Origin of the sequence: Paenibacillus lactis, from assembly GCF_017873605.1 — a bacterium.
In the GTDB taxonomy this organism is placed as follows: Bacteria; Bacillota; Bacilli; order Paenibacillales; family Paenibacillaceae; genus Paenibacillus_AQ; species Paenibacillus_AQ lactis.
In genome coordinates, this window is record NZ_JAGGKI010000025.1 from 19,969 (window position 1) to 42,857 (window position 22,889).

A 22,889-nucleotide genomic window follows, 5' to 3' on the forward strand; every position below is an offset into this window, starting at 1 on the left:
TGTGGAGCCAATCAGCATACGATTGGCTTTTTTTAATAGACGATTACATATCTGCAGAAGGGAGGACGCCTATGATTCGCACGTTGGCCATCACGCCGAGCTATGAGCCGGTGCTGGGACTGTCGCTGGCCGAGATGAATATGGCGGAATACGCCTGGGTCTGGGTGGATTTCAGCGAACCGACGCCGGAGGAGGCGCGGATGCTGGAGACGTATTTTCATTTTCACCCGCTGGCCATTGAGGATTGCCTGCATTTTCTGCAGCGTCCCAAGCTGGATTATTACGATGAAATGCAGTTCTTCGTCCTGCATGCACTGCATCCGGATACGCTCCAGGCGGTGGAGGTGGATCTGTTCCTCGCGCCAAGGCTCGTCGTGTCGTTCCACCAGCAAAATCTGCCGGAGGTAAATGATGCATGGGACCGGGTCGTGGAGGCTGCCAGGAAGGGAGCGGTTGGCGAGGATGGCCCCAGCTTCACCGCTTATACGATTATGGATAAGATGGTGGATCAATATTTCCCGAGCTTGTACGCGATTGAGGACGAGCTGGCGGATCTGGAGAATGAAGGTGAACGGGAGTCGGTGGAGGAGCTGATGAACCAGGTGTTTGCCCTTCGGTCACGGCTGCTTCGCCTCCGGCGGACGGTTGTGCCGATGCGGGATCTGCTCTATCGGATTATCAACTCGCAGCATATGAAGCATCATGTGCACCTTGCTTATTTTTCCGATATCTACGACCACCTGCTCAAGCTGTCCGACATGATCGAGACCAACCGCGAGATGACGGCGGATCTTCGCGACAGTTACATCTCCGTAAATTCGAACCGGATGAATCAAATCATGAAGACGCTGACCGTGATCACCACGATCTTCATGCCGTTGACGCTGATTGCGGGCATTTATGGCATGAATTTTGAGGTGATGCCGGAGCTGCAATGGAGGTATGGTTACTTTGCCGTGCTGGTTCTAATGTTCCTGCTCGGGGGCGGCATGGTGATGTGGTTTATACGCAGGGGCTGGTTTAAATAGTGTTATTTTCTGGATGATATTCCGGGTTAACAAAAAGAATGTAAGAGAAGAACTGCGCCGGGTGACAAGGTTACAATTGCTTGAGACAAGCCGAAAGACGGAATCAAGGCTGGGTATGTGACCCTTAATCGTCTGAGACTAAGTTCCAGCGCACACATCTTCGGAGCTTGGCTGCCGGGGTTTATGGATGGTCCATCACGGGTAAGGCTTCCTGAGGAGGGAGTTACGATGGTACCCGGTCTGAATCGACAAGGCAAACACCATAGAAAACGACACCTGAACCTGTCCGTACGTACCGGAGGGCTGCGCAGGCTGCTCCGACTGTCGCGGGCGCGAAAGCGCCGGCTAACCGTCACCAGCCGTTTCGAGGCGGGGATGATGCTTAGCGAGCTGCTGACCGGACTGCTGTTTATTACTGGCAGCATCTTAATGTTCTACCCGGGGACAAAACGTATCTCCACCGTGCTGTACCTGCTCGGAAGCATTATGATGCTGCTGCGGTCGGGCATTCGAGGCTCTTATTGGTTCCGGTTAAAATCGCTCGAGCATTCAGCCGATCAGGAGAGCAGCTCCGATCAGGATTGGTCGCGTTGAACAGCGTAAGCGACATACGGTAAAAAGCTCACGCCATTGAAGCATCTTTCAAGCCATGCTCTGATGTCCACGTTAGACGGGAATGCTCTACCCGGCGCAAAAATATGCTCCAGCCCTGAGCTTTCAGGGCTGGAGCTGTTCATGGAGCGGTCATGTACTGCCGCCTAACCTGATTATATCCGGGTAAGCCGACGGTGCCCTGCGCGCCCTAAAAATGCAAGGGCTCTGCGGGGGGATTGCATCGCCCTCGCCTCGGGGCGCCTTTCGGCTACCGCCGGCGTCTGCGTTTGCTGGAGCCGGACGACTTGCGCGAGCCGGTCCGGCGTTTGCCGCCTCCGGATGAACGTCGTCTTGGCGGCGTATACTCGTAATTGCCGCCGGAGTCGGCGTAATCAGCCGATGGCGGATTGTTTTTCTTCTTGAACGCTCCTGCCAGCAGGGACACCATCGGCGCGAGCTGCTGGAAGCCCTGCATGACCTTTTGAACCTTGCCGAGATTGTTGACGATGCCGTCAATGCCTCCCATCCGGTCGATAATGTTTTTCAGATCGCCCATGTTCTTCAGACCCAGGCCTCCGAGGAGGCCTCCTAATCCTCCGCTTCCGCTGCTGCCTCCTCCGCCGAGAAGGCCGCCGAGGCCGCCGTTCGAATTGTCGGACGGCGCGAACGACGAAGCAGTAGCTTCCGTGCCGGGTACCGGCGCTAAGGCCGGAACCGAATCGGTGTATGGATATAAAGCGGATGGATTAGCATCTGGATACTCGCTGTAGGAATTCAGGCCGGGATACGGTGACGATTCCTGGGGAAGTGATTCGTTCAGCGAGCGGTAAGTACTGCGATGGGAAGGACGTTGGGAAGAAGGTCGACGGTGATAATAGTGGGAATGACCAGTCATCATATCACTTTCCTTTGTAAGTTAAGATACTATACTGTATGTTCCGGGCGGGCGATGGGTTTAGGCTATTGTCCCGATTTTCGGGATAGGAGCGGAATCGGGCGGATGCCTACGGGAATGATGTGAGGGGACAGCTGCGGATTATGAGGGAATATATGAGATCTAGGTTTAATTCATCTCGTTTAGGTTCATACCAAAGATTATAATGTATGGTCGTCCTGTAGTGCGTGAAATCGTTAATGCTTGAAAAGACTGTACCCGCTCGGGTACAATGGGAGTGCGAGTGTTATACACAGTAACAATAGGGGATGATAATTCAGTGCAGCTGAAGAAACTTAATGATAAGAGCATTGATCAATTATTTGAGGCTATATTAACCTTGAAGAACGTGGAAGAATGCTATGTATTTTTCGACGATCTCTGCACCGTTAACGAAATCCAGTCCTTGTCCCAACGGCTCGAGGTGGCTCGGATGCTGGGCAAGGGATGCACATACAACCAGATTGAAGCAGAAACGGGAGCCAGCACCGCGACGATCTCGCGGGTGAAGCGTTGTTTGAATTATGGCAATGATGGGTATAAAATGACTTTGGAGCGTCTCGGGCGTTAATGATGGCACAGCCGGGCGTGCTCGTGATCAGTCATGGCTCCAGGGAGCAAGGATGGGTGTCGCTTGTGGACGAAGCCGTCGGCAAGCTGGCAGCCCGCATGGATATGCCGGTCGTAGCTTCATACTTGGAATTGGTAGAGGGCCGTCTGATTCAGGACGGCATTACGGCTTTGGAGGACCAGGGTGTTACGGACATTGTGGTCATTCCGCTATTTGTGTCATCAGGCAGCACACATGTCGACGAAATAGCTTATGCTATAGGAGCGAAGGCGGTTCCGGAGCTGGAAACGGATCTTGAGCCGTTCCGGGTCCGCGCCGCCGTTCATTTCGGCACGCCGATGGACGATCATCCGGACATCGCCGCCATGGTGTGGGATAAGGTAAGCGAGCTGTCCGTTCAGCCCGAGAAGGAGGTCATCCTTCTCGTGGGACACGGCAGCAGGCATGATGGATTTCGCCGCCGCTGGGAGGAAGGCATGTCCCGGCTTGCCGGGCGCGTTGGCGCCTTAAGCGGCACAAGCGTCGATTATGCCCTGCTGAGCCCCGGGAATGTCCGGGAGAAAGCATTGCAATGGAAGGAGCGCGGCTGCGAGGTGATCGCGGCTCCGCTTTTTTTAAGTGAGGGGTATTTTACAGAGAAGGTCATTCCGGACAGGATTCAGGGGCTCTCGTGCCGCTATTCCGGCAAAACCCTGCTTCCGCATCCGCTGCTGTCGCATTGGATGGAGTCCCAGGCCCATCTGATGATACAATCCTTGAAATCATGAGTAGGTGGCGTATCGTTAATGAGAAATGCAAGATTAATTTATAACCCGACCTCAGGGCGGGAGGAAATGAAGCGAAGATTAGCTGATATTTTGCACCGTCTGGATAGCGCGGGCATTGAAACCTCCTGCCATGCAACAACCGGGGAGGGGGATGCGACCCGTGAAGCGGCGGATGCCGTGGAGCGGGGGTACGATCTTGTGATTGCGGCCGGCGGCGACGGCACGCTTAATGAAGTGATCAACGGGATGGCGGGAAGGGATAACCTGCCGCCGCTTGGTATTTTTCCGCTGGGGACAACGAATGATTTCGCCCGTGCGCTCGGCATCTCGAGGAACTGGGAGGAGTACTGCGACCTGGTGATCCGGGGCGAGACCCGCCCGATCGATGTCGGCAAGGCGAATGACCGCTACTTCATTAATATCGCCGGGGGCGGTACGCTGACGGAGCTTACGTATGAGGTGCCTAGCAAGCTGAAGACGATGATCGGGCAGCTGGCGTATTATTTGAAGGGGATCGAGAAAATGGTCAGCCTTACGCCGCAGGAGCTCATCATCCAAGCCAGCGGGCAGGAGATCATTCATGACGAGTTCATGGTGTTCCTCATTGCCAACAGCAACTCGGTCGGCGGCTTCGACAAGCTCGCACCGGGCGCCAGCATCGATGACGGCCTGTTCGACGTCATTGCCCTGCGCAAGTGCAACCTGGCGGAGTTCGTGCGTGTAGCCACGCTCGCGCTGCGCGGCGAGCATGTGAATGACAAGAAGGTGTTGCATTTCCGCACCGACTACATGGAGGTTACGTCACCGGGACAGGTGCAGCTGAACCTGGACGGCGAGTTTGGCGGCATGCTGCCGGGCACGTTCCGGATTTTGCCGCAGCATCTGCGAATTTTTGCTTGATGCCGGTAGGTAGTGGTGCAGGGTGGGCTTTAAGGAGCCTGGTTAAGGACTGGCGGGACGGTAGACGTTAAATGAATGAAAGCAAGAGATGGCGAGACATTTGTCGTTGAGTGAATGGCGTAAGCGGCGCATGATGTTCGTGCCCGGGTCTGTGCGGTCTTGTGCGGATGCTAGCCGGATGCTTTAGCCGATTCAGCGCATCCGTCTCCCGGCTCTTGTAAGTAAATGATTGGATTTTGCAGGCGATGCCGATTGAATATGGAAGGAAGCTCCCGTATAATGATGGACGGAGCTTTCGCAGGCAAGCTCCCTTGGGGGAGCTTTTTGTTGTATCCGGGAAGAAGCTGCTCGTTCGGCAATCTCATGGGTCTCCCCCATGGGAGATATTATGGATGCCGGGCGATATGGGAATAGATGAAGAAGACGAGTAACCGTACGTATAGATCGATATAGAAGCTAAAGCGGAAAGAAGTGAATGTCACATCATGAACAAGAAGCGCAGCAGGCGCGATTCGCGCCGCAGCAGCAAGCCGGCCGCAGCCTCCGCGGCCATCGCCGATCTGCCGGTGGCGAAGAATGACGAGGTTATCCTCGAGATTATCGGGATGACCCATGACGGCGAGGGCGTCGGCCGCGTCGAAGGATATACGCTGTTCGTGCAGGGAGCTTTGCCGGGCGAGAAGGTCCGGGCGAAGGTGCTCAAGACGAAGAAGCAGTACGGATATGCCAAGCTGCTGGAGCTTGTCGAGCGCAGCCAGCACCGGATCGCTCCGCCTTGCCCGATCTATGACCAGTGCGGCGGCTGCCAGCTGCAGCATATGGATTACACCGCACAGCTGGAATGGAAGCGGCAGCTTGTGATCGACAATCTGGAGCGGATCGGGAAGCTGCGGGTGGTGCGCGAGGGGAGCGGAGTTGAAGGAGCTTCCCCAGCAGCGGGTGGCATGAGTGGACAGGCTGATGCCGCGACTGCAGGTCAAAACGCGTCGGATCGCGAAGCTCAAGTCAGCGGCGAGCACCGAAACACCGGGCTTCATCAAGAGCCGGGCGCCGGCAACATCAGCGGCACCGGACTCCATGATGAACCAGGCGCAGACTTCGGCACTGGACTACATCAAGAGCCGGAAGCAGGCATCATCGTCCGTCCGACGCTCGGCATGAACGAGCCTTGGCGCTACCGCAACAAGTCCCAGGTGCCGATCGGCGTGACCGAGGGCGGCCTCGTCGGGGGCTTTTACGCCCGCGGCAGCCACCGGATCGTCGATATGGAGACCTGTCTGATCCAGCATGAACAGAACGACGAAGTGGTGCGCCGCGTTAAGGCCATCGGCCGCCGGCTCGGCATTACCGCTTACGATGAAGAGAGCGGACAAGGCCTGCTGCGCCATGTCGTGGTGAAGATCGGCTTTGCCACCGGCGAAATGATGATCGTGCTCGTCACGAACGGCGAACGCATCCCGCGTATGAACGAGTGGATCACGGCGATTCGCGAGGAATTGCCGGCTGTCGTCAGCGTCTGCCAAAATATCAACACACGGAAGACGAACGTGATTTTTGGGGATGTGACTCGCGTCCTGTGGGGACGTGAAGTCATCCATGACTATATCGGCGACGTGAAATTTGCCATTTCCGCACGCTCGTTCTACCAGGTCAACCCGGCTCAGACGGAAGTGTTGTACGGGAAGACGGTGGAGTATGCGGGGTTAACCGGGGAGGAAACCGTCATCGATGCTTATTGCGGTATCGGGACGATCTCCCTGTTCTTGGCCCAGCATGCCAAGAAGGTGTACGGCGTCGAGATCGTGAAGGAAGCGATCGAGGATGCGCGCGCCAACGCGGAGCTCAACGGCATGGCGCATGTCGAGTTCGAGGTCGGCGCCTCTGAGGACGTCATCCCGCGCTGGAAAGAGCAGGGCATCGAGGCCGACGTCATCGTCGTCGACCCGCCGCGCAAGGGCTGCGATCCGCGTCTCTTGGAGACGATTCTTCAGATGAAGCCGGAGCGGGTTGTTTATGTGAGCTGTAACCCGTCGACATTGGCAAGGGATCTGCGGGTACTGGAGGATGGCGGATACCGGACGGTAGAGGTTACGCCGGTGGATATGTTCCCGCATACGGTGCATGTGGAGTGTGTGGCGTTGTTGGTGCGAAAGGACAATTAATTCGGAGATGTATTGGCGGGAATAGTAAAGAGGGGCGACCAAGCCCCTCTTTTTTTTCTTCCGAAATTGTATTGCAAGTTTGACTGGTAAATTTTATTATATGAGTTCTTCCCTATTATTTTTGGAGGTGTTTTATGAGTATTAAATGGTTTAATCCGAAAACACATACGGATTGGGTGCGTCCCCATTCAATCGAGTGGTATGCTCAATTAGGAAGATTAACAGGACAGTATTCGTATTCTTGGAAATCGACCATTACTGAGCCCAATGGTGAATTGATTTTCACTAATGAAGTGTCTCAGATGGTTCCGGGCAAGAAGGTACTGGATATTGGCTGTGGGCACGGTGAGTTTGCCTTACAATGGAGCCCGGTCGTAAAGCATATTGTTGGTATAGATATAACGAGTGACTTCATCAAGCAGGGAAATGATGCAGGTCGGCACAATGTAACCTTTATAACGGCAAACACGAAAGACAAGCTGCCTTTTGAAGACGAGGAATTTGACTGTGCATATAACCGTAGAGGACCTACCTCAGCTTACCTTGACGTAAAGAGAGTCATTAAACAGGGTGGGAAACTCATCGCTCTTCACCCCGGTGATCATATTACATCGGAGTTGTCAGAGTTATTTCCTGATTTTTTTGAACCTTCTCCCTCAGGTACTCCTATACTCGATAATATAAAGCAAAGATTACAAGAGGGAGGACTAGAGAATGCTAAGATTGAAACGGTAAGAAGCCTTGAATACCTGCATGAACCAATTGACGTAATTAGAATGAGTCTTTTCGGTCAAAAACCTTCCGTATTTGAATCGGTAATTCAGCAGTCTATGTCGGAGATAACAAGGATATTTGAAAAGAACGCAACGGACAAAGGCTTACCCACAACCTTTGAACGCTACATCGTTCGTGTGACGGTCTAAAGATTATTGCTGTGGGACAACATCTAGAGAAAATTTCTCGCGTATAATTACTGGCCTAAACTTCCACTATAGCCGACAATGAATCCTGCTAGGCACACCATCTCCATCCCCTCGTATTAACCAGTAAAAGGCTGAGGGCGGATTTAGTCAGCCGCCCCTAGCACAGTTGTTATAAAGTTGCTCAGTTCGGCCGGTCCATTAAACTTTTAGCTCACCATGCTGGAGCTGTCCATTTTCCACCTGGATGGTGGTATGGGTAATGTTGAATTTTTCTTCAATTACTCGGACGGCCTGCTGTAGCACGGTCTGATGGTCTGTGTTGTCTTCGATCACAAGGTGGCAGCTTAAGGAATTCAGTCCTGAAGTGATCGTCCAAATATGGAGATCATGCACATCCACAACCTCATCGACCTCCATCAACGCCTCGCGTACTTTTGCCGAATCGATGCCTGCCGGTGTTCCCTCCATCAGGATATGGACCGCATTGGCGATGACCCCCCAGGCGCTTTTCAAAATGAGCAGGGAGACAAGCACGCTGATAATAGGATCAGCGACGTACCAGGAGGTCAGGCTCATAATCAGTCCGGCCGCGATGGCGCCTACAGAACCGAGCGCGTCACCAAGAACATGAAGATAGGCGCTGCGGATATTGATATTTTCTTTGACATCGCTTTTTCTCATCAGGAACCAGGCACTGAGCAAATTGGCAAACAGTCCGATAAAGGAGATCGCCATCATGGGGCCGCTGGCTACGGTCGGAGGTTCAAAGAATCGTCCATAGGCTTCCCAAATGATAGAACCGGCAACGACAAACAATGCAGCACCGTTCAGTAAGGCAGCCAATATTTCGAACCGGTGAAAACCGTAGGATTTCCGCGCCGATGGGGCTTTGGCCGACAGAAACATGGCTGCAAGGCTTAATGCAAGTGCGCCGGCATCGCTAAGCATATGGCCTGAGTCTGATAGCAGGGCAAGGCTGTTCGTAATCAATCCGCCGAAAAATTCCAAAAACATGATACCGGTTGTGATGATCAGGGCGATGGTCAGGCCCTTTTTGTTATTTGGCATGTGGGCATGCGCGTGACCGTGATGTCCATGGCTGTGATCATGCCCGTGATCATGATGATCATGGGTGGAATGCGGATGGCTGGAATGGCTCATAACGTTTACCTCCTCGTATATGAACAATTGCTCATATATTCTTATGAGATGATCATACACTCATTTTCCGACTGACGCAAGCCTTTTTTTGACATGTTGCGAAAAGCGAAGTAACGCGAAAAAATTTACATATCCGATACATGTAAGGCTGGGATGATACATCTGTCCGATACCGTTTGAACCGTGAGAGGTATCCTCATGAGAATTTGAAAAAGGGAGGGCGGGAGGCGCGACCGATAGCGAAGGAAAGGAGCTGGCTGCAGCACAACGTGGAGAGATCGCTTATTTTACGAAGTCTGTCCCCCGGTTATCCAAAAACTCTCAGCAGGTGTATGCCGGGGATTACAACATGGATATGCGAGTATCCTCCCCGCGATGAGATCAGTGAATTGGCAGGCATGTTTAAGAAGATGTGCAGAGGATCAGGGAGCAAATCCGTATCATTGAACAGAAACGAGATGCATTAAAGAAAGCTCAGGCACAAAACAAAGTGTTTTTCGCTAATGCTGCGCACGAGATGAATCCTCCGTTAACAACGCTCATAGGTTACGCCCAGATTATAAAGAAAAAGGGATAGAGTCATCAGAATACCTTCTGAAACTCTATCCTTTTTTACAAAGGAACGATTATTTCTCACAACAATAACTCCATGGCTGTGCGTTCTTTATCCGCAATCTCGAGCAAGAGATTGGATGCCTGCTGTAGCTCCTGGTGGTTACCCGTTCTTCCCGCACGGTCGATTGATGCTGAGACACTGACCCACATTGGAGCGATTTCCGTAAACAAAAGATAGGCTTGCTCGATTCTCGGGTCTGCTAATTGATCGGCACATTCTTTCAAATAATCCCGATACAGATTCCGAAACAAAGCGCCGCCGGTTCCCGCACGCTCCATCAGCAAGGCGGTCAGGCATAAATCATGTTCGAAATTTCCGCTGCGGGAAGGCCACTTCAGGATCTCTTTGCTCATTTTCACGATGCCTTTATTCCCGATATTGCGTATGGGCGGGTTCAGATAGTCCTGCGCATTCTTGGTCAAGGATTGGCGTAATGCGGGAGCGAGCGGAGGTAAGGCGTCAATCGGCTCGAGCGTAAAGGAACGATTCCGGGAACTCATGGGTCCTTTTGCATTTCTGGCTTCAGCCAAGCTTGTCAAACGCGTCTTCACCAGACTGCCCTGTTGTCCGGTATCCGCCATATAGGCGTATTCGTCATCCATACCGTATAGGACCGCATAGTGACCGGCAAAGTGCACTTTGCTCGTGAAATAGTCCAAGTAATAGGAATCCAATTTCAGCCCGACCGGAATCCCGCGTTCGATACAGCCCCGTACGTTCCGCCACGCTTTATCGACGGAGGACGTTTCTTGAACGTTAACGGTCAAACGCAGCATGTCGGCGAGGTTGGCCGTCAACTGATCCACTTTCACTCTTCCGCCGATGAACGGAAAATCCATTCCCTTCGAGTCCCAATAAATGAATCCGAGCCCTTGTCCGAGTCCGAACAGCATCGGCTCCGACAGCTGGACTCCCGCAAACTGCATTAAATTGCCCATGGCAGTCGTTTCGCAATGTTCGCCTGGGTAAGAAACGAAACCTTCAATGATTGTGGTCATCTTCCCTGGTCTCCTTCGACAATTCATTAATTAGACTGGCAACGAACGCTTGCTCACTCTCTATCAGCCTGAGCGGATGCAAGAACAGCGCCCTTACGTGTAGCGGCAATCGAACGCCGCCTTGGGATTCGAATTTTTGCCGTATGCCTTCTGAAGCCTCCCGAAGAAAATCCAACCTTTTACGCAATGCAGCTATGGCCATGTCGTTCCCGATAAAAGGCATAGCGGCCAAAGCGAGATCGAAGCGGTTGTCGCGCTCACGTGCTGACGAAAGACTGTCAAGGATCTCATCTTTCAGCTGGGCCATGCCGGCTTCGGTGAGGACATATCGGGTCGGCGTTGGTCCCTTGCCGGACTTTCCATCGGATTCCTCGGATGCAATCCATCCTTTATCGCTCAGCTTCTTCAGTCCGACGTAAATCGATGTCGTGCCGATGTTCGCCCATTCCCGATAGCCTCGTTGATCGACTAATTTCTTAATATCGTAGCCCGAAGCTTGACGACATTCTGCGATCATTTGCAGCAGCATGAATTCGACATTGGAAATAGGGTGCATGAAGAACCCCCTTAAATTTATTATTTCACATATGTAATATAACACCAGTGAAATATAAGTTCAATAACGGGTTCTATGGAGGCGCGTACGGCTGGTCAGAGTTGACCAACAGCACATTCGAAAGGGGGAGGCACTCATCTTGTAGACTTGTACCGATCTCATGTGGGAAGAGTTATTGGCCTTTTTTTAGAAAAGGCGATATTTCTGGGAAAAGTTATTTTATAATTTAGACATCATCGAGGTGCTAATGGTACTACAAAAAGTATATTTATAAATTTTGCGAAATCCAGAAGTAACAATTTGGGCGAAACGGGGTAGGAACAAAATGGCAGATTTCCATCATAACTTTCATTTATTTTTCGACGAATTCGGGCTGCGGCAGCAAAGTACAAAGGGGTCGGAAATGACGATGAATACGCCGATCGGAGATGGAAGCATTCGTCGACTCGTTCCTCGCCCCGATCTCGAGATCGTGTTTGAAGAGCTGATGTTCCATGGCGATTTTCTCATGCCGCTAGCCACAACAACGCCAATGGTTGAGCTTCACTATTGTTTGCAAGGAACGAGGGTTATTCATGTCGAACGAAATCAGTACGAATTTGTTCCCGGGACGTGTGCGCTTCAACTCATCGACGAAGGGAAAGCGCTGTTTGAATTTACCGGAAATCAGCCTTATCAGGCACTATCAGTCGGGATTCCCGTTTCGACCTTCCATCATTACATGGAGGATATCTCGGGTGCCAGGCATCTTCATTTTTCCAGCCTTCTCGGGAGAAAGCCTTTCCGCCTTTTTGATGAGCCCATCGATCCCGCGTCTGCCGTAATTATTAAACGCTTGTCTCAGTCTGTGCAAACAGGCAGCATGAAGAACTTGGAACTGGAGTGCAATGTGCTGGAGCTCCTGTCATCGGCCTTTCAGTCATTTCTTACCGAGCCGAAGACTCCGAGACTATCTAGCATTGAAAGGCAAAAAATACAGCGGGCGCGCGATATTATGTTGGAACGAATGGCGAATCCCCCCTCGCTGGTCGAACTGTCCCGTATGATCGGCCTGAACGATAACAAATTAAAAGTTGGCTTTAAAGAACTATACGGAACGACCGTATTTGGTTATTTGAGGGAAAAACGACTGGAAAAAGCCTTTCTCCTTTTGCAGCAAGGAGACTTGAATGTGACTGAAACGTCGCTTTCGGTAGGCTACTCCAACCCCAGTTACTTTACTGAGGCATTTCGGGAAAAGTACGGCGTAAATCCCGGAAACCTGCTTAGACGTTCATTTTGATTTGTAGCATGGAATTCATGAACAATTGTTTTATGGAAAGGCTGTTCTTCGGAGCAGTCTTTTTGTTTTGGACCGATGGCTCCCTGTAACCGCGAAAATACTCCGTCTACTGGTAGAGAAGGAAACGATTCGACTGTACGCTAAGGATTATGGAGTTTGTTTAAATACAACATACAATAAAACTCGAAAGGTCGAGGGAGAGCTATGACAAATAAAAAGGGGATAGCCAGACTGCTGGAAATCGCCGGAGAGAAGCGCGGACTGATGATCGTCTCCGGCCTGTTATCTTCGCTTAGTGCCATTTGTATGCTGGTGCCTTACGCTTCCGTCTATTTCATTTTGAAAGAGTTGTTGGAGCACGCGGCGTCCCCGGCTTTGGCTGACGGAGCGAAGATGATCCGCTTTGGCGTTATCGCTTTGCTCGGCTTCGCAGTCGGCTTGATTACGATGTACGCAGGGGGAATGGCTTCGCATATCGCCGCTTTCCGTATTCTTTACGGTCTCAGGATCAAGCTTTCCGGCCATATCGGCAAGCTTCCGCTCGGATGGCTGACCGGCAAATCGACGGGAGCCGTCAAGAAAACGCTGGAACATAGCGTAGAGAAAGTGGAGACGTTCATTGCTCACCAGTTACCTGATCTCGTACATGTTGCCGTGACCACGCTCCTGATGATTGCCGTGATGTTCACGCTGAATGTTTGGCTGGCGATTGCTTGCATCGTGCCGATTGTTCTCGGTTTCGCGGTTCAGATCGCGCTCATAAGCGGGTCGGTGACGAAAGAAAACCTCAAGCGGTGCTATGATTCACTGGAACGGATGAATGCTTCTGCCGTCCAATATGTGCGGGGGATGCCTGCCGTCAAGGTGTTCGGACAAACCGTACAATCTTTTCGCCAGTTTCACCAGGACATGATTCGTTACCGCGACTATGGCGTTAAATTAACGGATCAGTTTCAATACGGATCTTTAATTTTCAAGGTGATTCTTGGCTCGTTAGCCGCGTTTATTCTGCCTGTCGGCGTGTTTTTGTTAAGCCGCGATCCGGGCAGCGTCGCCTTCGCCTCTGTTCTGTTGTTTTTCCTGGTCATGGCACCGGGCATATCCGCCCCGATGTTTAAAATCATGTTCCTGGCCGAAACGATCAGGGATATTAACGAGGGCGTGGAGCGCATCGACCGCATATTGGCGGAGCCGCATGTGCCGGAGCCCGAGCATCCGAGCCGGCCGACTTCATTCGATGTTACATTCGATCACGTCTTTTTTTCGTATGGATCGGAGCATGCGGATACCGATGCGCTTGCGGACATTTCCTTTACCGCCCGCCAAGGGGAAGTGACGGCGCTCGTCGGTCCGTCAGGAGCGGGCAAATCAACCATCGCGAACCTGGTGCCTCGTTTCTGGAATGTGAACACGGGATCGATTCGCATCGGCGATGTGGATATCCGCGAAATAGCGACCCCTGATCTGATGAACACCGTTGCATTCGTGTTTCAGGAATCCTTTTTGTTTTACGACACCGTGTACAACAATATCGCGGTTGGGCGGCCGGACGCGCCGCCGGAAGATGTGTACGCCGCGGCGAAGGCGGCGCAGTGCCATGCATTCATCGAGGACCTTCCGCTTGGGTATGACACGCTGATTGGAGAAGGAGGCGTTTATTTGTCCGGCGGGGAGGAACAGCGGATCGCCGTGGCTAGAGCGATCCTGAAAAACGCCCCCATCCTTGTGCTCGATGAAGCGACGGCGTTTGCCGACCCGGAGAACGAGCATGAGATGCAGCTGGCGTTGAAAACATTGATGAAAAACAAGACGGTCATCGTCATCGCGCATCGCCTGTCCACCATTCGGGATGCAGAACAAATTCTCGTCATGGACAGCGGGAGAATCGTCGAGCGGGGAAGGCATGAAGGGCTCCTCTCGGCGGGCGGCCTGTACGGACGCATGTGGAATTCCTATCGTCAAGCGGCAGCTTGGCATATGGGCAAAGGGGAGGTGGACGCTGAACATGAACATGCTGCGCAGCATTACGGCGGATAATCCGCGCTCGCTCGTCAAACCTGTTTTTTACACGACGATTGCCAACCTGGCGGGGATCATTCCTTTTGCGCTGTTGGTGGAAGCGGCGAGATTGATCTTTAACCCGTTTGTCCATCCCGATATCCCGCTGGATACGGCACGACTCTGGTGGGTGTGCGGTGGGCTGGCGGCTTCGCTCGTTCTCTTGTTTGTCTGCGAAATTCCTGCTTATCGAGCCCAATACCGCGACGCATACGGTGCGGCGGCGAACGGACGGTCTCGGCTGGCCGAGCATTTGCGCAAGCTGTCTCTGGGATACCTGAACAAGCGGGATCCGGGTGATCTGGCCAATATGATAACGGGCGATTTTGCGATGCTGGAGCACGGCATCTCCCATTTGGTTCCGCAGATGATCGGAGCCGTCGTCATGCCGGTTCTGGCCTTGATCGGCCTGTCTTTCCTCGACTGGCGCCTCGCGCTTTCCTTGTTCGCGGCTATGCCTTTGGCCATCCTGCTGGTGTTCTTGACGTCCGGCATCCAGCGCAAACTCGGCTCGCAGCATATGCGGGCCAAGATCGATGCCGGAGGCCGGCTGCAAGAATACTTGAACGGTATCCGGGTGATCAAAGCCTATAACTTGACAGGAGAACGTTTTGTCCGGCTTGAAAGCTCATTCAGGGAATTGATGCGGCAGAGCATCCGCCTCGAAGGGATCGTGGGGCCCATTGTACTGAGCGCGATTGCCTGTATTCGTGGCGGTCTAACCCTGATGGTCATGGCTGGTGTTCATCTGCTGCTCGGCGGAAGCCTGGATGTCATCACATTCGTAGCGTTCCTGATCATCGGAACCCGAATCTTCGATCCGTTGATGACAGCGCTCGCCGGTTATGCGGAGCTTCGCTATCTCGAGCAGGCGGGCGGACGCATCGTGCAGCTTTTGCGGGAGCCGGTCATGCAAGGAGAGCGGCTGCCCCCTGCAAATCATGATGTCGAATTGAAGCAAGTTACGTTTGGCTACATGGATCAGCAGGTTCTCCGGGAGGTGAGCCTAAGCATGCCGGCGGGTTCCTTTACCGCATTGGTCGGCCCTTCGGGCAGCGGCAAAAGTACGATTCTTCGGCTCATTGCCCGTTTTTACGACCCGGATAAGGGAACGGTGATAATGGGCGGGGAGGACATTCGTGCCATGGACCCGGAAGCATTGCTTCACAAAGTATCGATGGTGTTTCAAGATGTGTACCTGTTTCAGGATACGATCGCAGGCAATATCCGGTTCGGCCGAAAGGACGCAACGCGTGAGGAAATCGAGGAAGCAGCGCGGCTTGCTTGTTGTCACGATTTTATCCTGAAGCTGCCACAAGGTTACGACACGATGGTAGGTGAGGGAGGAAGCACATTGTCGGGAGGTGAAAAACAGCGGATTTCCATTGCCAGGGCGATGCTGAAAAATGCGCCGATCATTCTCCTCGATGAAGCAACGGCTTCTCTGGATCCCGAGAACGAAGCCGAGATTCAAAAAGCAATCGATCGTCTTGTTCGAGGCCGAACCGTCATCGTCGTTGCTCACCGGCTTAAGACCGTGCAGCATGCCGACCGGATTGTTGTAATGGATCATGGGCAGATCGTGGAGCAGGGCCGCCATGATGAATTGCTTTCGTCGAATGGCCTGTATGCCCGGTTATGGAGTCGGCAGCATTCGCCCCAGCAACCAGATATATTCCCTGACCACCGTCCTTAAGCTAACGGGCAGTGATGGTGAGGAAGCACGCGGTTTCTAAATTTATGAATGAGCATGGAGGATGAGCATATGAGGGATTATACCGTGATGTTGAATGATGGCAGAAAACTTGGATGTGCAGAGTATGGTCAAATTGATGGTGAAGCGGTCTTTGTATTCCATGGAACGCCGGGAGCACGCTACCAAATCTACGCTGCCCGGCTGGAATCTATTGCACAAGAAGGCCCAGTTCCGTTGCGAATTTTCGTACCAGAACGACCTGGGTACGGGTTATCGGATGCAAAAGCGGGAAGAACACTGGATGATTGGTGCCAGGATTTTGAAGCTTTGGCTGATGAAATTGGTGTTAAGCGGTTTTCTATTGTCGGGATTTCCGGGGGGGCGCCTTTTGCTCTTGCCTGTACGTATAGAATGCCAACACGCGTTCGGAAAACGGCCGTTATTTGTGGAATGGGTCCTATCGATATCCTTGGTCAAGAGGGGCTCTGTCTCTTTACGGAAGAAAAGGTTTGCCTTCAGGGTCCTGAATTCACCCGAGCATATATAACTAAGTTAGCAAATATGGTCAATGCTAACCCAGACCGCTTCACGGAATATTATATCGATAACCTTCCAGAATTGGATCGAAAATTAATTTCGGACGACCTGGTTCCCGTTCTTAAGCAATCCGGTATCGAAGCAACTCGGCAAGTGGACGGAATGGTAGATGATTATGTGATTTTTGGTCAACCATGGAACATCCCACTACAAAAAATACGCGTGCCCGTTGCGTTCTGGCATAGCGAAGACGATCATGTTGTCCCGATTCGCTATGCGGATTACCTAGCATCTATCATCCCGAACGCGAAACTGAGGCGGATGCAAGACTATGATCACTTTGGGTCGTTTTTAGCCGCACAACCTGAGCTTTATGACTTTTTAACTTTAGACTGATGTGACCTAGCCCTTTATTTCTGCAGAAATAAAGGGCAAAGTCAATTGGCGTATAAGAGGCTTGTTCGATTCTAGGGTCTTCCAATATTGAATGAGAGGAGGTATTCAGTCATTAACCATAACATCCCATGCTACACCAAACTTATCCCTAAGATGACCAAAATAATCTCCCCATGGTTGATCTGCAATCGGATATATTATAGTTCCCCCTTCGCTTAATGCCGCAAATAAGCGGTCAGCTTCTTCCCGGGATTTTGGATTAAGACTTATCGTTACATTTGGGATCAAATCCCAGTGCATGGGTTCCCTGGTATCGCTTGCCATTAATATACTTTCACCTAAATCAAGACCCATATTTAAAATAAGATTTTTGTCTTCATCCGGTAATTCTTTGTGACTCATATCCTGATAGCGTACAATTGGTCCTGCCAAATCAACCTTCAACGCATCTTTATAAAAGAACATAGCTTCTTCAGCTTGACCATTAAATTTCAAATACACGTTTAACTTTATCATCGAACATCCCCCCTTCTTTTCAATCCCTTTAATTATAGCGTTTAAAATACCCGCATATTTCTTCTCGATTGCTCAAGTATCCTTTCTTTATTCCCTCCACACTCATTTTCATGCAAACCAATAGATTTGCCCGCCGGCCAGCGGCACCTATAATGTCAACAAACTAATCTTCACATCCACCGGAAACGAATCGAAGCCGTTTGAGCACGCAGCGCTTATCCAGTGAGCCATACTCGGAATCCTGCGAATATGGAAGGAAGCTATACCCGCATAGCTCATAATAAAAAAGGCCTTGTATCCTAATTGATAGGGTACAAGACCAGAGTTGAAGCTTGATATCACTTACTTTCTCCCAGCGAGTTTCGTTGTAATTGCGGAATCAAGGCAAAGGCGAACGTGAATATCGGACTTAACCATAGGAATGCAGCGAACGGGGTATATTCTAGTACCGGAACGCCAAGGGTGGCAGCGAAGAAAGCTCCGCTGACGCCCCATGGAATCAGAGGGTTGACAAGGGTTCCGCAATCCTCCAAGGTTCGTGACAGGGTTTTGGCCGGTATTTGTCTGCGGGTATACTCATCCTTAAACATTTGGCCCGGCAGCAGGATGGATAAATACTGCTCCCCTGTCATGCCGTTAACGGCGATCGATGATGCGCCCGTCATAAGAACAATGCTGCTGCGCCGTTTCAGCGGCTCAATCCATTTACGGAACAAGGCTTCGATGACTCCGCAGTGCTGCAGCAAGCCGCCTAATGATAAGGCGATCAGGATCAGGGACACCGACCCCATCATCGATTGCAGGCCGCCACGATTCACGATCTGAGCTACAGTCTCATTCACGATGCTACTCTTGTAACCGCCCTGCATCACGCTAAACCAGCTGCTTATCGTGGTTTGCTGTTGAACGAATGCCGTTATCAACAGTCCGGTAACGATGCCTGCTATTAATGTGGGAAGGATCGGTATACGCTTTGCCGAGCATACAATGACCGCAAGGGGTGATAGCAGCGTTAACCAGTGAAGATGAAACCCGTCTTGCAGCGACTCCTTGATGGGCTGAATAGAGCTCAAATCCATAGACCCGGTCGTCGGGATCAGAAGAAATAATATCGTTGTGATGATTAACGCAGGTACCGTGGTATACATCATATTACGAATATGGGTGAACAAAGAGATGCCGGCCACGGCAGGCGCAAAATTCGTCGTATCGGACAGCGGAGACATTTTATCCCCGAAACAGGCACCCGAGACGATGGCCCCCGCTGCCAGAGGAAGCGAAATTCCCGTCGTCATGGCAATTCCCATCAAGGCGACGCCGACCGTGCTGACCGTGGTAAACGAGCTGCCGGTGAACATCGATACAATGATCGTCACATATAACGCGCTCACTGCAAAATAATGCGGTTCGATATAATCCAAGCCGTAATACAGTATGGTCGGCACGGTTCCGCTCATCATCCACACGGCAATTAATATGCCAATAAGCGAAAGGATCAAGATCGGCATAATCGCGGATTGAATGCCTTGTATGATAGAGGATTCAAGCTTCTTCCAGGAGAATCCGTATAGGCGTAATATGGCGGCAGTGCCGATCGTTGCGCCCAGAAGCGGGATATGAGGCTCCGCCTTGAATATAAAGATCGAAACAAACAGAAATGCTAGAATGAAAGCGATAAGAATGATGCTTTGTACAAAACCAAGCTGTCGTTCCATGATGCTGGAGCTCCTTATACATGAGGTTAGCGGCTTGAAGACATGGATCCCCATCCGCTCTTTTTTGCTTTTTCACTTTTGTGCTTTTTGGCTTTTTTGCATTGAAGCACGTAGGTACTATAAACGATAAGATGAGATCGAGTCAATGTTATAAAAATACAATCCATAAGAAAAAGCCAAGTTTCCCAGCTGTACTGAGAAACTTGGCTTTTCTGCTCTGGCATACTACACCTGGAATCCGAACCCATTCCAATGAATCTTCTCTTCGACCGGCAGTCTTACGGAAGGCCGAGCCGGCTCTGCTGCCTTGCCGATGGCAACGAGCATGACCGGCACGTACCGGTCAGGAATCGCGAAGGCCTCGATCAGTTTGTCCGGATTAAAGCCGCTCATCGGGCAAGAGTCCAGTCCCATCGCTTTTGCGGCAAGCATCAGCTGCATGGCGGCAAGCGAGGCATTGGAGAAGGCCTGATCCCGCGCCCAGTTAGGTTTGTTCGTATAGGCTCCCTGGATTTGCAGGATCAGATTTGCCTTTATCTCCGGAGATAACCGACCTGCCTGCACATCCGCTTCGAATATGCTCTCCGCATTCCGGTCGGCTTGCAAATCTCCGAGGATCGCCACGGTCGCCGATGCTTCGACGACCTGCTGTTGTCCGTTCGCAATACCAAGGAGGATGTCCTTGCTCGCTTGATCCGTCACGACGAGGAAATGCCAATGCTGCAGATTCCAGGCGGAAGGTGCTTGCGAAGCGATTCGGAGCAGTTCTTTGATTTCGTCTTCGCTCATCCGATAAGTGCGGTCATAACGCTTTACGGCATGCCTTTCTTTTGCTACGGTCAAAAAATCCTGCTTGCTATCGAGGTTTACGTTCATTTTCGATACACTCCCTTTATTTAAGTATGGGTCAAACAACATTATCCTTCGGCATGCTTCGTTCCGTATCCCGGAGCACTGCTGCCGCTTTGGGCTTTGGTCTCACATTCGTTCCAATGACGCCCGCGACAATGAGTACCGAACCGATAAGATGATAGACGGTCACGGCCTCTCCGAGTAAAAACGCTCCGGCTGCGATGGAGATGACGGTGGACAGATTGGAAAATACGCTGATCTTCGAAGCCTCGAGCTTGGAGAGCGCATAGCTGGACGAGAAGGCCGTTACCAGCGATGCCAGAATGCCGAGATACAAGATAGCCCAGATAAAATCCGGATTGGCCAGCGGTGTGAAGATTTGATTCATCGTTCCGTTGGCCGCATGATCCAACAGCGACGCCAGCCAAAAGGTCACGCACCCGATCGTCATCATAAAGCTGGTCACTTCGGGCGGCGTGAACGTACGCAGCAGGAAGCACGATAGTACGGTATACCCTGCGGATACGAGACAAGAGAGGAACAGCAGCAGCATTCCGGCCGCATTCGTAAGATCCATGCTTGAGCCTTGCATGACAAAGATCAGCACCACCCCGAATACGGACAGCAGAATGGAGAGCTTTTGCCGCAGCGTCGTGGACTCCTTCAGAAAAAATCCCGCGAGCATGGCGGTAAGGATCGGCGTGACGGCAAAAATGATGCCGCCTTCGGCAGAGGATGCATGCTTCAGACCGAACGCCTGCAAGGTGAAGAACCCCAGCGGATACATCAAAGCCAACAGAAGCAGCCTCGGCCATGGCTTGCCCTTGAGCGAAAGGCGAAATACGCCTGTAGCAACCAGAATCACAATTGCCGCGAAGGACAAGGTGAAGCGAAGCGCCAAGGTGTCGATGGCGCTTGCGTACGCCAGAGCGACTTTCGTATACATAAAAGATAACCCGATGATGGATGCATAGATGAGAACGGCTAAATACGCAAAGGCGCGATCTCGTCGCGACTTGTTGGATCGCATGGATGACATGGATAAAACCTCCTATTAGCGAATGGTTGATGAAGCTTGCAATTGAAATCGTAAGGGATTCCTGATCATGCCACAATGCGAAAAATCCCTAACTGTATCGGTACAGTTAGGGCCAGCTGTTATGGTGTGGGGGCGCTTTTTTCGGTATAGTATGGTTTAAGAAGAAACTCGGACTGATCTAAGGGCGTGGGGAGCGAGGCAAATCATGAACAAATATTCGGTGATCCTGGCGGATATCGAACAAAAGCATGCTGCTGGCGAGCTGCGACCGGGACAGAAGCTGCCATCCGTACGTCAAGCGGCCGAAATTTACGGCTGCAGTATCAGCACGGTAATCCGGGCCTATGCGGAGCTGGAGAAGCGCCACTTCATCTACTCGATTCCGCAGAGCGGTTATTATGTGGTGCAGGATGAAGAGAGAGAAACCGATATGAATCACGGGATCATTGATTTTGCCTCTTCTTCACCCGATTTGAATGTGTTTCCTTACCGGGATTTCCAACATTGCTTGAACAAGGCAATCGACACGTATAAATACCATCTGTTTACCTATGGGGATCCGGAAGGTCTGGGGGCTTTGCGCGAAACGCTCGTGAAGCACCTGGCTGCGGACCAGGTGTTTGCCAAGGCCGGGCAGATTGTGGTAACCTCAGGCATCCAGCAGGCGCTTCACACGTTAGCGGAGATGCCGTTCCCGAGCGGCAAGCCGGCCATCCTGGTGGAGCAGCCGAGTTATAATAAGTTTTTGGATTTTCTTGAGGCAGAAGGGTTGCCGGTGAAGACCATCGCCCGCACCGCGGACGGCATCGATCTGCAGCAGCTGGAGGAGATATTCCGCAGCGGCGATATTAAATGCTTCTACACGATGTCAAGGCATCATAACCCGCTTGGCACATCATATAGCGACAGGGAGAAGAAGGCGATTGCCCGTATGGCCGCCAAGCACGACGTGTATGTGATCGAAGACGACTACATGGCGGATTTGGGTGATCGGCGCGGGTTTGACCCGATTTTTGCGTATGACCGGAGCGGGTATGTGGTGTATTTGAAAAGCTTCTCGAAAATCATTTTTCCGGGACTGCGGATCGGCGCCGTGGTGCTGCCTGAGTCGCTTGCAGCCAGCTTTCACAAAGCAAACCAGCTAAACGGTGCTGCACTTCTCTCTCAGGCGGCGCTGGATATCTACATGAAGAATGGTATGTATGATAGGCACAGGGATAAGATCCATCGGCAGTATGAATCGAGGATGAGGACCTTACACGATGCGGTGAACAGGTATAACGAACCGGGACTGCTCGAAGTGGCGGAAGTCCGATCAGGCATATATACGCAGTTCAAAATGCCGCAGGCGGTCAATCTGGAGCGGGTGGTGGAACGACTGCAGAAACGGGGCGTGCTCGTGTTGAGCGGGAAGCTGTTTTACCTGCCCGACTATCGGCAGAGGGAGAAGTTTTTGCGAATCAGCATCTCCCGCGCCCGTCCGGAGCAGATTCATGAGGGCGTGCAAGCCGTGATTGAGGAAGTCAAGCGGGGAATGAATGTGTGAGGCAATCGAATTTTGCGAAAATAATGGTAAGTAAATACAACT

The 22,889-nt window shown here is 51.8% G+C and carries 22 protein-coding genes; 13 read left to right on the forward strand and 9 right to left on the reverse strand.

Annotation, left to right across the window (positions count from 1 at the left end):
• Nucleotides 1-71: 71 nt before the first annotated feature.
• On the forward strand, nucleotides 72-1,028 hold the full coding sequence (gene corA, locus J2Z18_RS27300; protein ID WP_007131016.1) for a magnesium/cobalt transporter CorA: 957 nt from the start codon (nucleotides 72-74) through the stop codon (nucleotides 1,026-1,028).
• A 228-nt stretch (nucleotides 1,029-1,256) separates the two neighbouring features.
• Nucleotides 1,257-1,622 carry a YrhK family protein gene (locus tag J2Z18_RS27305; protein ID WP_210095623.1) on the forward strand — a complete coding sequence of 122 codons (366 nt, stop codon included), beginning with the start codon at nucleotides 1,257-1,259 and terminating at the stop codon, nucleotides 1,620-1,622.
• A 268-nt stretch (nucleotides 1,623-1,890) separates the two neighbouring features.
• Here the strand turns inward: J2Z18_RS27305 and J2Z18_RS27310 are convergent, their stop codons facing one another.
• Nucleotides 1,891-2,517 (reverse strand): hypothetical protein, encoded by a 627-nt coding sequence (locus tag J2Z18_RS27310; protein WP_007131018.1) that lies wholly within the window; start codon nucleotides 2,515-2,517, stop codon nucleotides 1,891-1,893.
• 319 nt (nucleotides 2,518-2,836) lie between these two features.
• Between J2Z18_RS27310 and J2Z18_RS27315 the strand changes: the two genes are divergently transcribed.
• The 3 genes from J2Z18_RS27315 to J2Z18_RS27325 are packed head-to-tail and all read left to right on the forward strand — an operon-like array spanning nucleotide 2,837 to nucleotide 4,794.
• Nucleotides 2,837-3,127 carry a YerC/YecD family TrpR-related protein gene (locus J2Z18_RS27315; RefSeq protein ID WP_028406870.1) on the forward strand — a complete coding sequence of 97 codons (291 nt, stop codon included), beginning with the start codon at nucleotides 2,837-2,839 and terminating at the stop codon, nucleotides 3,125-3,127.
• A 2-nt stretch (nucleotides 3,128-3,129) separates the two neighbouring features.
• The gene (locus J2Z18_RS27320; RefSeq protein ID WP_028406871.1) at nucleotides 3,130-3,894 is read left to right on the forward strand and encodes a sirohydrochlorin chelatase; all 765 of its coding nucleotides are present in this window, start codon (nucleotides 3,130-3,132) and stop codon (nucleotides 3,892-3,894) included.
• An 18-nt stretch (nucleotides 3,895-3,912) separates the two neighbouring features.
• Entirely contained in the window at nucleotides 3,913-4,794 is an 882-nt protein-coding gene (locus tag J2Z18_RS27325; protein WP_007131021.1) for a diacylglycerol kinase, read from the forward strand.
• A gap of 170 nt (nucleotides 4,795-4,964) precedes the next feature.
• Here the strand turns inward: J2Z18_RS27325 and J2Z18_RS27330 are convergent, their stop codons facing one another.
• Nucleotides 4,965-5,159 (reverse strand): hypothetical protein, encoded by a 195-nt coding sequence (locus J2Z18_RS27330; RefSeq protein ID WP_028406872.1) that lies wholly within the window; start codon nucleotides 5,157-5,159, stop codon nucleotides 4,965-4,967.
• A gap of 120 nt (nucleotides 5,160-5,279) precedes the next feature.
• Between J2Z18_RS27330 and rlmD the strand changes: the two genes are divergently transcribed.
• Nucleotides 5,280-6,956, forward strand: coding sequence for a 23S rRNA (uracil(1939)-C(5))-methyltransferase RlmD (rlmD, locus tag J2Z18_RS27335; protein WP_210095624.1), 1,677 nt, complete (start codon nucleotides 5,280-5,282; stop codon nucleotides 6,954-6,956).
• A gap of 134 nt (nucleotides 6,957-7,090) precedes the next feature.
• Nucleotides 7,091-7,879: a class I SAM-dependent methyltransferase gene (locus J2Z18_RS27340; protein WP_210095625.1), complete on the forward strand. Its 789-nt coding sequence runs from the start codon at nucleotides 7,091-7,093 to the stop codon at nucleotides 7,877-7,879.
• 198 nt (nucleotides 7,880-8,077) lie between these two features.
• Here the strand turns inward: J2Z18_RS27340 and J2Z18_RS27345 are convergent, their stop codons facing one another.
• On the reverse strand, nucleotides 8,078-9,040 hold the full coding sequence (locus J2Z18_RS27345; RefSeq protein ID WP_007131029.1) for a cation diffusion facilitator family transporter: 963 nt from the start codon (nucleotides 9,038-9,040) through the stop codon (nucleotides 8,078-8,080).
• 490 nt (nucleotides 9,041-9,530) lie between these two features.
• Between J2Z18_RS27345 and J2Z18_RS31080 the strand changes: the two genes are divergently transcribed.
• Complete coding sequence (locus J2Z18_RS31080) at nucleotides 9,531-9,617, forward strand: histidine kinase dimerization/phospho-acceptor domain-containing protein (protein WP_376773075.1); 87 nt, start codon at nucleotides 9,531-9,533, stop codon at nucleotides 9,615-9,617.
• Between the two features lie 56 nt (nucleotides 9,618-9,673).
• Here the strand turns inward: J2Z18_RS31080 and J2Z18_RS27355 are convergent, their stop codons facing one another.
• Nucleotides 9,674-10,654 carry a BtrH N-terminal domain-containing protein gene (locus J2Z18_RS27355; RefSeq protein WP_210095627.1) on the reverse strand — a complete coding sequence of 327 codons (981 nt, stop codon included), beginning with the start codon at nucleotides 10,652-10,654 and terminating at the stop codon, nucleotides 9,674-9,676.
• Entirely contained in the window at nucleotides 10,638-11,210 is a 573-nt protein-coding gene (locus tag J2Z18_RS27360; protein ID WP_210095628.1) for a PadR family transcriptional regulator, read from the reverse strand. The genes J2Z18_RS27355 and J2Z18_RS27360 overlap by 17 nt, the downstream gene beginning before the upstream one ends.
• Nucleotides 11,211-11,535: 325 nt before the next feature.
• On the opposite strand from J2Z18_RS27360, the gene J2Z18_RS27365 reads away from it, so the two are divergent.
• The 4 genes from J2Z18_RS27365 (at nucleotide 11,536) to J2Z18_RS27380 (ending at nucleotide 17,179) form a co-directional block, all read left to right on the forward strand.
• Nucleotides 11,536-12,492, forward strand: a complete 957-nt coding sequence (locus J2Z18_RS27365) for a helix-turn-helix transcriptional regulator (protein WP_210095629.1) — start codon at nucleotides 11,536-11,538, stop codon at nucleotides 12,490-12,492.
• Between the two features lie 204 nt (nucleotides 12,493-12,696).
• A complete protein-coding gene (locus J2Z18_RS27370) occupies nucleotides 12,697-14,529 on the forward strand; it encodes an ABC transporter ATP-binding protein (RefSeq protein ID WP_210095630.1) in 1,833 nt (610 codons plus the stop codon).
• Nucleotides 14,498-16,246 carry an ABC transporter ATP-binding protein gene (locus J2Z18_RS27375; protein WP_210095631.1) on the forward strand — a complete coding sequence of 583 codons (1,749 nt, stop codon included), beginning with the start codon at nucleotides 14,498-14,500 and terminating at the stop codon, nucleotides 16,244-16,246. Before J2Z18_RS27370 ends, J2Z18_RS27375 begins: the two co-directional genes overlap by 32 nt.
• Before the next feature lie 69 nt (nucleotides 16,247-16,315).
• On the forward strand, nucleotides 16,316-17,179 hold the full coding sequence (locus tag J2Z18_RS27380) for an alpha/beta fold hydrolase (protein ID WP_028404462.1): 864 nt from the start codon (nucleotides 16,316-16,318) through the stop codon (nucleotides 17,177-17,179).
• Between the two features lie 105 nt (nucleotides 17,180-17,284).
• On the opposite strand, the gene J2Z18_RS27385 is transcribed toward J2Z18_RS27380, so the two are convergent.
• The 4 genes from J2Z18_RS27385 to J2Z18_RS27400 all read right to left on the reverse strand — a co-directional run bounded on the left by J2Z18_RS27385 (nucleotide 17,285) and on the right by J2Z18_RS27400 (nucleotide 21,301).
• Entirely contained in the window at nucleotides 17,285-17,695 is a 411-nt protein-coding gene (locus J2Z18_RS27385; RefSeq protein ID WP_210095632.1) for a VOC family protein, read from the reverse strand.
• Between the two features lie 338 nt (nucleotides 17,696-18,033).
• Nucleotides 18,034-19,410 carry a Na+/H+ antiporter NhaC gene (nhaC, locus tag J2Z18_RS27390; protein WP_210095633.1) on the reverse strand — a complete coding sequence of 459 codons (1,377 nt, stop codon included), beginning with the start codon at nucleotides 19,408-19,410 and terminating at the stop codon, nucleotides 18,034-18,036.
• Nucleotides 19,411-19,635: 225 nt separating this feature from the next.
• Nucleotides 19,636-20,286, reverse strand: coding sequence for a nitroreductase family protein (locus J2Z18_RS27395; protein WP_007131039.1), 651 nt, complete (start codon nucleotides 20,284-20,286; stop codon nucleotides 19,636-19,638).
• A gap of 31 nt (nucleotides 20,287-20,317) precedes the next feature.
• Nucleotides 20,318-21,301: a DMT family transporter gene (locus J2Z18_RS27400; RefSeq protein WP_210095634.1), complete on the reverse strand. Its 984-nt coding sequence runs from the start codon at nucleotides 21,299-21,301 to the stop codon at nucleotides 20,318-20,320.
• Between the two features lie 205 nt (nucleotides 21,302-21,506).
• Here J2Z18_RS27400 and J2Z18_RS27405 point away from each other — a divergent pair, with 205 nt between their 5' ends.
• Nucleotides 21,507-22,847, forward strand: a complete 1,341-nt coding sequence (locus J2Z18_RS27405; protein WP_028404459.1) for an aminotransferase-like domain-containing protein — start codon at nucleotides 21,507-21,509, stop codon at nucleotides 22,845-22,847.
• Nucleotides 22,848-22,889 lie beyond the last annotated feature (42 nt).